Source organism: Enterobacter sp. K510 (genome assembly GCF_055804875.1).
The window spans coordinates 176,297-188,760 of record NZ_JBNRLQ010000002.1; the positions used below are offsets into that span (position 1 = coordinate 176,297).

Sequence of the window (12,464 nt, forward strand, 5' to 3'; positions counted from 1 at the left end):
ACTGAGGTTTTATGACAGCATTTTCCCGTCGACACTTTATTAAGGCCGGTTCCGTACTGGCCTCGCTTCCGCTTCTGCCTGCCGCCGCTTTCGCACAGGGCAGTAAATCCACCGTTGATGTACGCGACTACCAGAAAAACGACTGGATCGCCGCGTTTAAACAGGCGTTCGCCGACGGCGAGACGGTGGAAGTACCTGCCGATCTCGTTTGTGAAAACATCAATACCGGCATTTTTATCCCGGAAGGGAAAACCCTGCTGGTGCGTGGTGCCCTTAAGGGGAATGGTCGCGGACGTTTTGTGTTACAGGATGGCAGTAAGGTCATAGGTGAGAAGGGCGGTAGCCTGTATAACATCACCCTCGACGTGCGGGGATCGGACTGTGTGATCAAGGGACTGGCGATGAGCGGCTACGGGCCGGTGACGCAAATCTACATCGGCGGTAAGAACAAACGTGTAATGCATAATCTGCTCATCGATAACATCACGGTAACCAAAGCCAACTATGCGATCCTGCGTCAGGGCTTCCATAATCGTATCGACGGCGCGCGTATCACCAACAGCCGCTTCAGCTATTTGCAGGGCGATGCCATCGAGTGGAACGTGGCGATTAACGACAGCAATATTCTTATCTCCGATCACGTCATCGACCATATTGACTGCACCAATGGCAAGATCAACTGGGGCATTGGTATTGGCCTCGCGGGCAGCACCTATGACAATGATTACCCGGAACATCAGGCGGTAAAAAACTTTGTTGTGGCGAACATTACCGGCAGCCACTGCCGACAGCTGGTGCATGTGGAGAACGGCAAGCACTTCGTGATCCGCAATATCAAAGCCACCGATATTACGCCGGAGTACAGTAAGAAAGCCGGCATTGATAACGCCACCGTGGCGATTTACGGCTGCGATAACTTTGTGATTGATAACGTCAGCATGACCAACAGCGCCGGTATGCTGATTGGTTACGGCGTGATCAAAGGTAATTACCTCTCTATCCCGCAAAATTTCAAGCTCAACGACGTGCATCTGGATAACAGCAACAGTGAACTGAAACTGCGTGGTATACAGATCTCATCCGGCAACGCGACATCCTTTGTGGCGATCACCAATCTGACGATGAAGCGCGCGACCCTTGCCCTGCACAATAAGCCGCAGCACCTGTTTTTGCGTAACATTAATATCATGCAGGAAGCCGCCACCGGACCGGCGCTGAAAATGCAGTTTGATCTGCGCAAAGACGTGCGCGGTCGCTTTATGGCGAAGCAGGACACGCTACTTTCACTGGCCAACATTCATGCGGTAAATGAAAAAGGCCAAAGCTCGGTGGACATCGACCGGGTGGATCAGCATGTGGTCAATACCGATAAACTGAACTTCCGTCTGCCTGATAAACGCACATAAAAACAAGTTTGCGAACATTCCTGGTGCGCCAGGAGGCAGCTTCGGATTACATCTACTGCATACGGATATTAACCGGCGTAACATGATTTGCCTCAACCAGAGGGTGAAAACCTGCTGGATAAAGCAGGCTAAATAGCTATAATTCATCAACCATTTATAGGTGGAATTAATAATGATTAATTTGAAAGCAGTTATTCCGGTAGCCGGACTTGGGATGCACATGTTGCCTGCCACCAAGGCCATTCCAAAAGAAATGCTGCCGATCGTCGACAAGCCAATGATTCAGTACATTGTTGACGAGGTTGTTGCTGCAGGGATCAAAGAAATCGTTCTGGTAACCCACTCTTCAAAAAACGCCGTTGAGAACCATTTCGACACCTCGTACGAACTGGAAGCGCTGCTTGAACAGCGTGTTAAGCGTCAGCTGCTGGCGGAAGTACAGTCTATTTGTCCGCCGGGCGTAACCATTATGAACGTACGTCAGGCACAGCCGCTGGGACTGGGTCACTCCATTCTCTGCGCGCGTCCTATCGTCGGCGATAACCCGTTTGTGGTTGTGCTGCCGGATATTATTCTTGATAACGCCAGCGCCGATCCGCTGCGTTATAACCTCGCCGCAATGGTGGCACGTTTTAAAGAAACCGGCCGCAGCCAGGTGCTGGCGAAACGTATGAAGGGCGATCTGTCTGAATACGGTGTGATCCAGACCAAAGAGCCGCTGGACAGCGAAGGTAAAGTCAGCCGCATTATTAACTTCGTCGAAAAACCGGATCAGCCGCAAACGCTGGATACCGATCTGATGGCTGTGGGGCGCTATGTACTGTCTGCCGACATCTGGCCGGAACTGGAAAAAACCGAACCGGGCGCCTGGGAGCGTATCCAGCTGACCGATGCCATTGCTAAACTGGCAGAAAAACAGTCGGTAGACGCGATGCTGATGACCGGCGACAGCTTCGATTGCGGCAAAAAAATGGGCTATATGCAGGCATTTGTCAGCTATGGTCTGCGTAATCTGAAAGAAGGTCAAAAATTCCGCGAAAGCATTGCTAAACTATTACGTTAACGGTTGGCTGATGTTCCGGACGGTTTACGAGTAAGTGAACACAGAGCAGTAGATGATCTCAGAGGCGAATATTTGCCTCTGATGATTATCTGCTGCTTTTTTTATTTTCAACTACAAGTTCTTGTAGATCAACGGCTTAAAAAATATGCGAAGGCCGGTGATCCATAAGAATTTTCCTTGTTTCAATGTGAAATAAGGATGACAATTAGCGGTTGAAAACGGGCGTACGCCCGCTACATTTCGCAGTTGCCCTACAAAATGACCTTACTCAGTCCACTGGTAGCTGTTGAGCCAGGGGCGGTAGCGTGCCTGCGGGCTAAAGCCGCGACAATTCTGTCGTGTCGAACTTCCTCTCAATTTACTAAACGGAATGGATAGCGTGAAAATTCTTGTTACCGGTGGCGCTGGCTTTATTGGCTCTGCAGTTGTCCGACATATTATTAAAAACACTCAAGATTCAGTTGTGAATGTTGATAAATTAACGTACGCCGGTAATCTTGAATCGCTCAGTGACGTCGCTGAAAGCGAGCGCTATCATTTTGAACATGCTGATATTTGCGATGCCGCAGCGATGGCGCGTATTTTTGATCAGCACAAGCCGGATGCCGTCATGCACCTGGCAGCCGAAAGCCACGTGGATCGTTCAATCACTGGCCCTGCCGCTTTTATCGAAACCAACATTGTTGGCACCTATGTGCTGCTGGAAGCTGCCCGCGCATACTGGTCGACTCTTTCGGACGCGGCAAAATCCGCGTTTCGCTTCCATCACATTTCTACTGATGAAGTCTATGGCGACCTGCCGCATCCGGACGAGCATCCACTAGGCGAAGCATTGCCGCTCTTTACGGAGCAAACGGCCTACGCGCCAAGCAGCCCATACTCCGCGTCCAAAGCCTCCAGCGATCATCTGGTGCGCGCATGGCGTCGTACCTATGGTATGCCGACGCTGGTAACTAATTGCTCCAACAATTACGGTCCTTATCACTTCCCGGAGAAGCTGATCCCGCTGGTGATCCTCAATGCGCTGGAAGGTAAAAACTTACCGGTCTATGGCAAAGGCGATCAGATCCGCGACTGGCTGTATGTTGAAGATCATGCACGCGCGCTCTACATCGTGGTAACACAAGGTCAGCCGGGCGAAACCTACAACATCGGCGGTCATAACGAAAAACAGAACCTCGATGTGGTGCACACCATCTGCGATCTGTTAGATGAAATCGTGCCAAAAGACTCCTCTTACCGCGATCAGATCACTTACGTGGCTGACCGTCCGGGACACGATCGCCGTTATGCTATCGATGCGGATAAAATCAGCCGCGAGCTGGGCTGGAAACCGCAGGAAACCTTTGAATCCGGGATCCGTAAAACCGTTCAATGGTATCTGGATAACCAGCAGTGGGTGGCGAACGTCAAAAGCGGCGCTTATCAGAGCTGGATTGAACAGAACTACGAGAGCCGTTAATCATGAATATTCTTCTGTTCGGTAAAACAGGTCAGGTGGGCTGGGAATTGCAGCGCGCGCTGGCGCCATTAGGCCAGCTTACCGCTGTTGATGTGCATTCTCGGGAGTATTGCGGCGATTTCAGCAATCCGCAGGGCGTGGCTGAAACCGTGCGCCGTGTGCGTCCGGATGTGATCGTTAACGCGGCGGCGCATACTGCCGTCGATAAAGCGGAATCCGAACGCGATTTCGCCGAATTACTGAATGCGACCAGCGTAGCCGCTATTGCTAAAGAAGCGCAGGCACTGGGCGCATGGGTAGTCCATTATTCCACCGATTATGTCTTCCCGGGCACCGGCGAGACGCCGTGGAAAGAGACTGACGAAACGGCGCCGCTGAATGTTTATGGCGAAACCAAGCTGGCAGGGGAGAAGGCTGTTGCAGAGAACTGCGAAAAACATCTTATCTTCCGCACCAGCTGGGTATATGCCGGCAAAGGCAACAACTTCGCGAAAACCATGCTGCGACTGGCGAAAGAGCGTGAGACGCTGTCGGTAATTAACGATCAGTTTGGTGCGCCGACCGGCGCTGAATTGCTGGCCGATTGCACGGCACATGCCATTCGCGTTGCGCTGCAAAAGCCGGAAGTCGCGGGCTTGTATCATCTGGTGGCTTCAGGCACCACGACCTGGCATGACTATGCGGCACTGGTGTTTGAAGAGGCGCGTGCTGCCGGTATCGCTCTGGCGATTGAAACGCTCAACGCCGTTGATACCAGCGCGTACCCGACACCCGCACGTCGCCCGCTAAACTCACGCCTTAATACAGAGAAGTTCCAGCATAATTTTGAACTGGTACTGCCTGCCTGGGATGTTGGCGTAAAACGTATGCTGAATGAATTATTCACCACAACGTCAATATAAAATAAATTCAATAATGCCCTTAAACGGGCATTTTCTGTATGTAGAGAATATAAGATGACAACTCGTAAAGGTATTATCCTTGCTGGTGGATCCGGCACCCGTCTTTATCCTGTGACCATGGCGGTGAGCAAACAGCTGTTACCCGTTTATGATAAGCCGATGATTTATTACCCGCTTACCACGCTGATGCTGGCTGGTATTCGTGACATTCTCATCATCAGTACACCGCAGGATACCCCGCGTTTTGAACAGTTGCTGGGGGACGGTAGTCAATGGGGCCTGAAGCTGCAATACAAAGTGCAGCCGAGTCCGGATGGACTGGCTCAGGCCTTTATTATTGGCGAGGAATTTATCGGCGATGATAACTGTGCGCTGGTGTTGGGCGATAATATCTTTTACGGACACGATCTTCCTAAGCAGCTGGAAAGCGCCATCACTAAAGAAAGCGGTGCTACAGTATTTGCCTATCATGTTAACGATCCAGAGCGTTACGGCGTAGTGGAATTCGACAGCAATGGCACTGCCATCTCACTTGAAGAAAAACCACTTGAACCAAAAAGCAATTATGCTGTAACCGGGCTGTACTTCTACGATAACCGTGTCATCGAGATGGCTAAAAACCTCAAGCCGTCTGCGCGCGGTGAACTTGAAATCACCGATATCAATCGTCTTTATCTGGATGAGGGTAATCTCTCAGTAGCCATGATGGGACGCGGTTACGCCTGGCTTGACACCGGTACCCATCAGAGCATGATTGAGGCCAGTAACTTTATTGCGACGATTGAACAGCGTCAGGGCTTGAAGGTCTCCTGTCCGGAAGAGATTGCTTATCGTAAAGGGTTTATTGATGCAGAGCAGGTTAAAAAACTGGCTGCGCCTCTTTCAAAAAATGAGTACGGCCAGTATTTGCTGAAGATGATTAAAGGTTACTAAAATATGAATATTATTAAAACTGAAATCCCTGACGTATTAATCTTTGAACCAAAAGTATTTGGTGACGATCGTGGGTTCTTTTTCGAAAGCTTTAGCCAACGTGTATTTGAAGAGGCGGTTGGCCGGAAGGTTGAATTTGTACAGGATAACCACTCAAAGTCAGCCAAAGGGGTATTGCGTGGCCTGCATTATCAACTTGAGCCATACGCTCAGGGAAAGTTGGTTCGCTGTGTGGCGGGAGAAGTCTTTGACGTTGCAGTGGACATTCGTGAATCGTCTGCCACATTTGGTAAATGGGTAGGTGTTAACCTGTCAGCAGAAAATAAGCGTCAGCTGTGGATACCTGAAGGGTTTGCTCACGGATTTTTAGTATTGAGTGATACTGCTGAGTTTGTTTATAAAACTACAAACTATTATCATCCAGAAAGTGATAGGGGAGTAATATGGAATGATCCTACTATTGGAATTGAATGGCCAATTTTAAGCGGATTGTTATTATCTAATAAAGATAAAATACAGCCAAACTTGATTGAAGCAGCACATTTATTTAAATAAGGTCAGCATGTTAATTTCAGTCGCCATGGCCACATATAATGGAGCCAAATATATTAAAGAGCAGTTAGATTCTATAGCTCAACAAACATATTCTAAAATTGAAATTGTAATCGTTGATGACTGTTCTAATGATGGAACGCAAGAAATTATTCAAAGCTATCCAGATGAAAGAATTATTTTTATTGAAAATGATAAAAACAGTGGATGTACTGCGGCTTTTCAAAAAGCAATAGAAAATTGTAAAGGTGATTATATAGCTTTATGCGACCAAGATGATATTTGGAATAGAGAAAAGCTTGAGATTTTACTCTCATCCATACAAGGGTATTCACTTGTCTATAGTGATTATGAATTTATTGATGCTTGGGGAAATAAAATTCTTGAGCCAAATAAATATATTAATAAACTGCATACGCAAGATTCATCGACTAGATGCTTTGAAATATACGCATTATTCAATTCTTTCATTTTAGGTTGTTCAATAATGTTTGAAAAGGATTTGGTGCGTAAAATTTTGCCGATATATGATAATGGTTATAATCATGATAAATGGATAGTATTACACGCGGCCATAAATAAAGGTGTTAAATACGTTAATAAGAAATTGTTTTACTATCGTTTACATGATAATAATCTTTCGCTAAAGATAAAAAAAGATAATATCAAAATTAAAAAAAATTTTTTTCCTTATGAAGTTATAAGGAGATCATATGATGAAATAATAGCAGATGGTAAGCTTGAGAAGCTTTATCACATAACTAAAGATCTCGAAAAAAGCCGACTAAAAAAAATCTTTGTCATTATTTTTTATGGTCGGTACATAGCTGCTCGCTATAAGTACTTTGTAAGATTAAAACAAATCATAAAATTTGTACTTGTGAGTTAACTAAAATATGAATCCATTTAAATCTACCTTAATAAGGAATATTTTTTATCTAGGGCTTATACAAGGAAGTTCTTTTCTTATCCCTCTATTATTATTGCCATTTCTAATTAAAGCTTTAGGAACAGAATCTTATGGAAGAATGATTTTCTACCAAGTTATAGTCACGTATATGAGCGTGGTTATTGATTTTGGTTTTAATTTTTCGTCAACCCAAGATATTGCAAGGAATCAAGATAATAAAAATTTTGTAAGTAAAGTTTTTAATTGTACAATCTTAAGTAAATTTTGTCTTTTTATAGTTATTTCTCTTGTTTCATTGGTTTATTTTGTATCATTTGCTAGTGAAAGAAATGATTATTTATTATTTATATTTTTTATTCCGCAGTTATTCGGAGTCACATTGACTCCAGCATGGCTATTTCAAGGGCTTGAGAAAACTAAAGTTTTAGCCTTATGTACCATATTTAGTCGAATTATTACTTCTGTATTAATCTTTTTAGTTGTAAAAGATAAATCAGATATATATATTGCCGCATTTTTGCAAAGTAGCACTTTCACCCTCACTGCAATAATTTCGTTATTTTACTGTTTTAATAAAAAAACAATCTCAGTTCAAAAAGTAAATATAAATGATGTTATATTGAATTATAGATATAGTTTTCCTTTTTTCATTTCAGTTTTTTCAGTTAATCTTTATACAACTTTGCCAGCAATTGTTATCGGAGTGGTTCTTGGGAATGTAAGTGTAGCATACTATAATGTTGCGCTGACTATTAGAAATGCTCTTCAAGGGTTATTTAATCCTGTTTCACAGTCCCTTTTTCCAAGAATAAATAACTTATATACTGAGAATCCTAAAAAAGCCTATAAACTTATTAAGCAATCATTGTTTTTTACAATGCTTATTTTCACATTAATTGCTTTATGCGTATCATTATTCTCTGACTTAGTTGTTAACAACGTTCTTGGACATCATGAGTATATTGTTATATCGCTAGTGCAGGTTATTTGCTTTTTACCAATAATCTCCGCCGTAAATAATATTCTAGGTGTGCAAACACTGATTCTGCATGGTTACAAAAAAATGTTTAGCTCTTTAACTATTGTTTTTGGAGTTTTAAATTGTTTTATAATATATCCCATGCTCATTAATTTTGGTGTCAGAGGTGCGGTCTATTCATCATTTATTATTGAACTATTAGTTTTGCTAACTTTTGGTTCTATTGTTATAAATAAAAAACTTTTAAAAGACTCATAAACATGCATATATATATAATGGCAATCGTGTGGGCTTATATTTTGCTTATTTTTAAGCATAAGCTACCTATGGCTCTTAGGTTGTTTGTTATTATCCCATTGATTTGTTTCAGTGTCTTTCGAGGAGCGAGTGGACCAGATACTTTAAGTTATTATCACAAATACCTAAATATTGGAGAAACTATATCTGACCACTTATCAGTTACAGGCGAACCTGTCACGTATTTAATGATGCATTTTTCGTTGCTTATTGGAAATGATTGGCTGCTTTTCTGTTTGATATATGCTGTAATTATTAGCTTATTCTATTGCTCTCTAGTTAATAGATACTATCTTTATAGAGTTTTTTTACTTACTGTTGGCCCTGTATTATTAATCGATGGTCTTGTTAATACGGTAAGGGTAACGCTGGCCTACTTCTTTTTTCTTGTTGCCTTTAAAAATCGAAAGTACTGGCTCTATTGGATGCTTGCCTTTTTAAGTCATGTCTCTGCTTTAATTCTTATTGCGGGCCAATGTTTTTCTCAAAGAATAAAAGTAAAAGTAAGTATTAAAAATGTGCTACTTATTCTTTTTTCACTTATTTTTATTTTCATACTGCTTTCTAAGTTTGAATTGATAATATCTTATTTCCCACGCATTCAGGATAAACTAACCCAATATGATACTTTTAAGACTCAATCAAGCTTAAGTGGGTTGTCAGATATTTTTGTCATTTTTTGCTTACTGATATTATCAAGTTATTATAATAGAACCTTAGGCATTGAATTTTTTCTAGATGTTCTTCTTGCTATTTTGTTTAGTGCTGTTCTGTACATAGGTGCTATGTATTCCATTGGGTTTATGCGCCTATTGAAACTGATAATTATAATTTTATCTGTTTCTCCTATGCTAATACAATCCAGAAGACATATACCGAGTCTGTTATTTTTCATTATTGGTTTCCTTTACTCAATGAATTACTTAAGAATTGTTATGCAAGGGGACGGTTATTTACCGTTTGGGCAGGGGTTAAGTTGATGAAAGTGGCGTTTTTAGTAGTTATATATAACAAAAGAGTAAATGAAAGCTCGACTATAAACTCTTTTTCGAAGCTTATGTCGAGACACGATTTTGAATTTGAAATGCTCGTATGGAATAATGGTCCAAATGTTGTCAATAAAGATATTATCGATGTCCCGTATACGATTAAGCAGGACTTAAGTAATCGCTCGTTATCGGAAGTTTATAATGAATTCATTGACAATATTATTGCAGATAAGTACGTCATACTTGATGATGATACTGAAATTGCAGAAAATTATATTCAAGCTGTTTATAATAAAAAATTTTCACTTTTATTACCTAATATAATCGCAAATGACTCCAAAATTTATCCTATTGTTTTAAAACTTAACCCGCCAAAGTATATTTCGATAGGTTCTGGGATTTGCTTAAGTCGTGAGTTGGCTCAAGTAATGAAAAACAAATATAGAACTGTATTTGATGAGAGGTTTTTGTTCTATGGCGTTGATGTTACTTTTTTCTATCGAGTGAATGCGCTTGAAGTAACGTCTCTGCTTAACATCGGCAATATAAATCATTCATTATCTCGATTGGATAAAAAGTCAAAAAACAATGCTTTCAGGCTGAAAGAAAGATGTGCTGATCTGGCATTGCAGAATCGATATTATACTTCTCAAAAAACGCTCCGATCAGGAATAAAGTTTTTATGCCAAATGATTTTTAATTTAAAAATTGTATATGTAGTTATGTTCTTCCATATTTTGATTAAAGGCCGACATCCAAATCATAAGAAGGGTTTATGAGAATAATTTTTATATGTCATTATTTTCCACCACAAGACAACGTTGGCGTACGCAGGGTTAGCTTTTGGGCCAATTTCTTTTCCGAGGAAGGGCATGAGGTAACGGTTGTTACGACAAAAAAAAATAACTCGGAAAATTTGTATAAAGTTATTGATACAAAAGTTAAAGTTATTGAATATGGTTTCTTTTCTTTGAATGAAGTTTCAAGAACGAACGTTGTTGAAAAAGAATTCCCGCAACAATTAGTACCAGTTGATAAAAAACATAGTTCTAACAGCAATAATATTGCTATAAAAATTTTATTAAAAATAAAAAGACGTATCGTCAATCCTATTTTGGGACAGTTAATTGATCACCGTTTATTCCCAGTAATGAGTTTGATTGTACGCTCAAAGTTAGGTATGACAACAAAGTATCTAGGTTTTTTGAAGTCATCTGAGAAAACCATATTTATTAGCACGGTGCCTCCTTGGCCATCACACCTATTAGGTGTTCATTTCTCGAAAAAATATAAGCACGCACTTTTGGCGGATTACCGTGACCCATTTTCTAATAATCACGTCTTTTCTTCTAAATTTAGTTTTATTGAGGAAAGAATTGACCGATGGGTAGCGAATAACTCATATGCAGTAATAACAGTTTCACCATCCTGGCAGAATTACTATCGAAATTACAAAGATGAAGTTCTCTTATTACGAAATGGATTCGATGAAAAAATATTCGATTTGAAAACAGAAGTGCGGGATGAGGGTGTCGTTTTAGCATCGCAGGATACTTTAATACTAAGCTATTTTGGAACAATTGAAAACTATGCAAGAATGCCCCTTAGTTTGCTGGAGTTTTTAAAAACCACTAAGAAAAATATTATCATCAAATTCTTCGGCAGTTGTGGATTAATTGAAGAGTATGTTGATCAGCATCCTGTTTTAAAGAATAAAGTCAAGATTTGTGGTACTGTGAGTTATTTGCAAGCTTCGCAGGAAATGAAGCGCTCTATGATAAATTTAGTCGCGGAGGCTGAAGATAGAGAAGCTATGTCAAACCGTGGCTTAATTCCAACCAAAGTTTATGAATATTTAGCAGCTTTGCGGCCGATAATTGCCGTAGTTAACAAAAATTCAGACATGGTGGAAATTTTAACTAAAAGTGGATTATTGATACATACTATTGATGGTGATATTGATTACGAGAGGATTCTCGACAAGGAAAATCTCAAAAAAATAACTATTTCACCTGATGTCGAGTATATTTCATCTCTTTCCCGACAAAGAGTTGCAAAAGACTTTTATCAATATCTTAAAAATATTTAATAATGTCCAATTGTTGTTTAACTTAATAACAGTTAAGGATGGATGATGACAATTTTTATTTCGGTTGTTTCTCATAATCATAAGTCTATGATTAGAGATTTAGGGAGTATTGAAAAACTCTCAAAAGAGGCAAATGTTCAAGTAATTATTAAAAATAATACAAATGAAAGTTTTTCTGATTTTTGTCGGCATAATATTTACGTAGTGGATAGTTGTAAAGGGTCTGGCTTTGCAAAAAATAACAATCTTAATTTTGCTTTTGCAATTAATGAACTAAAGGCTAAAAATGATGATTATTTTATTGCTGTAAATCCCGATGTCATTATCAGTTATGAAGATATTATGCATCTTGTTGAAAGTATGAGAAATGATCAGTGCGTATTTTCCACGGTGAATCTATATAAAAATGCTGATATGACGGTATCTGATGATTCAATTCGTAATTTTCCTGCTTTCAAAGATTTCCTGGGTTCCTTTCTTGGCTTCAAAAATAAAACTTGCCTTGATAAAATGAGTATAAATGAGCCTTGTGAAATTGAATGGTGCTCAGGAGCATTAATGGCATTCAAAGTTAGTTATTATAAGGAGTTGGGCGGGTTTGATGAGCGCTATTTTATGTATTGTGAGGATATTGATATTTGTCATCGTTCATTCATTAATGGGGTTAAGGTAAAGTATTATCCAAATGTTAAGGCAATTCATTTGGCACAACATAAAAATAAGAAAATATATTCTCGGCATTTTTACTGGCATGTGAAAAGTACAATCCGTTTTCTATGTAAGACAAAATTTTCGCAACCACGAACAATCCATACTGAAAGAAGGATATGACCTTAATTGTCTTTCTAAGACTTCCAATAAAAACTTAATATAGTATTATTG

Annotated in this window: 12 protein-coding genes; all 12 read left to right on the forward strand. The window is 40.5% G+C overall.

The window, feature by feature from the left end; genetic code table 11:
- The first annotated feature begins 11 nt into the window (after positions 1-11).
- Complete coding sequence (wcaM, locus tag ACQUTD_RS03305; RefSeq protein ID WP_473273700.1) at positions 12-1,406, forward strand: colanic acid biosynthesis protein WcaM; 1,395 nt, start codon at positions 12-14, stop codon at positions 1,404-1,406.
- A 172-nt stretch (positions 1,407-1,578) separates the two neighbouring features.
- Positions 1,579-2,469, forward strand: coding sequence for a UTP--glucose-1-phosphate uridylyltransferase GalF (gene galF, locus ACQUTD_RS03310; RefSeq protein ID WP_072569038.1), 891 nt, complete (start codon positions 1,579-1,581; stop codon positions 2,467-2,469).
- A 379-nt stretch (positions 2,470-2,848) separates the two neighbouring features.
- The gene (rfbB, locus tag ACQUTD_RS03315) at positions 2,849-3,931 is read left to right on the forward strand and encodes a dTDP-glucose 4,6-dehydratase (RefSeq protein ID WP_473273701.1); all 1,083 of its coding nucleotides are present in this window, start codon (positions 2,849-2,851) and stop codon (positions 3,929-3,931) included.
- Positions 3,932-3,933: 2 nt separating this feature from the next.
- Complete coding sequence (gene rfbD / locus ACQUTD_RS03320; protein WP_473273702.1) at positions 3,934-4,833, forward strand: dTDP-4-dehydrorhamnose reductase; 900 nt, start codon at positions 3,934-3,936, stop codon at positions 4,831-4,833.
- Positions 4,834-4,887: 54 nt separating this feature from the next.
- Positions 4,888-5,766, forward strand: coding sequence for a glucose-1-phosphate thymidylyltransferase RfbA (gene rfbA / locus ACQUTD_RS03325; protein WP_473273703.1), 879 nt, complete (start codon positions 4,888-4,890; stop codon positions 5,764-5,766).
- 3 nt (positions 5,767-5,769) lie between these two features.
- Positions 5,770-6,321 (forward strand): dTDP-4-dehydrorhamnose 3,5-epimerase, encoded by a 552-nt coding sequence (rfbC, locus tag ACQUTD_RS03330; protein WP_473273704.1) that lies wholly within the window; start codon positions 5,770-5,772, stop codon positions 6,319-6,321.
- A 7-nt stretch (positions 6,322-6,328) separates the two neighbouring features.
- Positions 6,329-7,207: a glycosyltransferase gene (locus tag ACQUTD_RS03335; RefSeq protein ID WP_473273705.1), complete on the forward strand. Its 879-nt coding sequence runs from the start codon at positions 6,329-6,331 to the stop codon at positions 7,205-7,207.
- 7 nt (positions 7,208-7,214) lie between these two features.
- Entirely contained in the window at positions 7,215-8,465 is a 1,251-nt protein-coding gene (locus ACQUTD_RS03340) for an oligosaccharide flippase family protein (RefSeq protein WP_473273706.1), read from the forward strand.
- 17 nt (positions 8,466-8,482) lie between these two features.
- Positions 8,483-9,484 carry an EpsG family protein gene (locus ACQUTD_RS03345; protein WP_473273708.1) on the forward strand — a complete coding sequence of 334 codons (1,002 nt, stop codon included), beginning with the start codon at positions 8,483-8,485 and terminating at the stop codon, positions 9,482-9,484.
- On the forward strand, positions 9,484-10,272 hold the full coding sequence (locus ACQUTD_RS03350) for a glycosyltransferase family 2 protein (RefSeq protein WP_473273710.1): 789 nt from the start codon (positions 9,484-9,486) through the stop codon (positions 10,270-10,272). Before ACQUTD_RS03345 ends, ACQUTD_RS03350 begins: the two co-directional genes overlap by 1 nt.
- Positions 10,269-11,582 (forward strand): glycosyltransferase family protein, encoded by a 1,314-nt coding sequence (locus ACQUTD_RS03355; protein ID WP_473273711.1) that lies wholly within the window; start codon positions 10,269-10,271, stop codon positions 11,580-11,582. Before ACQUTD_RS03350 ends, ACQUTD_RS03355 begins: the two co-directional genes overlap by 4 nt.
- Before the next feature lie 42 nt (positions 11,583-11,624).
- Positions 11,625-12,413, forward strand: a complete 789-nt coding sequence (locus ACQUTD_RS03360; RefSeq protein WP_473385606.1) for a galactosyltransferase-related protein — start codon at positions 11,625-11,627, stop codon at positions 12,411-12,413.
- Positions 12,414-12,464 lie beyond the last annotated feature (51 nt).

Excerpts from the sequence above, each read along its gene's own strand:
- wcaM (WP_473273700.1), top strand. The coding sequence starts at position 12 with ATGACAGCATTTTCCCGTCGACACTTTATTAAGGCCGGTTCCGTACTG.
- galF (WP_072569038.1), top strand. The coding sequence starts at position 1,579 with ATGATTAATTTGAAAGCAGTTATTCCGGTAGCCGGACTTGGGATGCAC.
- rfbD (WP_473273702.1), top strand. The coding sequence starts at position 3,934 with ATGAATATTCTTCTGTTCGGTAAAACAGGTCAGGTGGGCTGGGAATTG.
- rfbA (WP_473273703.1), top strand. The coding sequence starts at position 4,888 with ATGACAACTCGTAAAGGTATTATCCTTGCTGGTGGATCCGGCACCCGT.
- rfbC (WP_473273704.1), top strand. The coding sequence starts at position 5,770 with ATGAATATTATTAAAACTGAAATCCCTGACGTATTAATCTTTGAACCA.
- ACQUTD_RS03335 (WP_473273705.1), top strand. The coding sequence starts at position 6,329 with ATGTTAATTTCAGTCGCCATGGCCACATATAATGGAGCCAAATATATT.
- ACQUTD_RS03340 (WP_473273706.1), top strand. The coding sequence starts at position 7,215 with ATGAATCCATTTAAATCTACCTTAATAAGGAATATTTTTTATCTAGGG.
- ACQUTD_RS03345 (WP_473273708.1), top strand. The coding sequence starts at position 8,483 with ATGGCAATCGTGTGGGCTTATATTTTGCTTATTTTTAAGCATAAGCTA.
- ACQUTD_RS03350 (WP_473273710.1), top strand. The coding sequence starts at position 9,484 with ATGAAAGTGGCGTTTTTAGTAGTTATATATAACAAAAGAGTAAATGAA.
- ACQUTD_RS03355 (WP_473273711.1), top strand. The coding sequence starts at position 10,269 with ATGAGAATAATTTTTATATGTCATTATTTTCCACCACAAGACAACGTT.
- ACQUTD_RS03360 (WP_473385606.1), top strand. The coding sequence starts at position 11,625 with ATGATGACAATTTTTATTTCGGTTGTTTCTCATAATCATAAGTCTATG.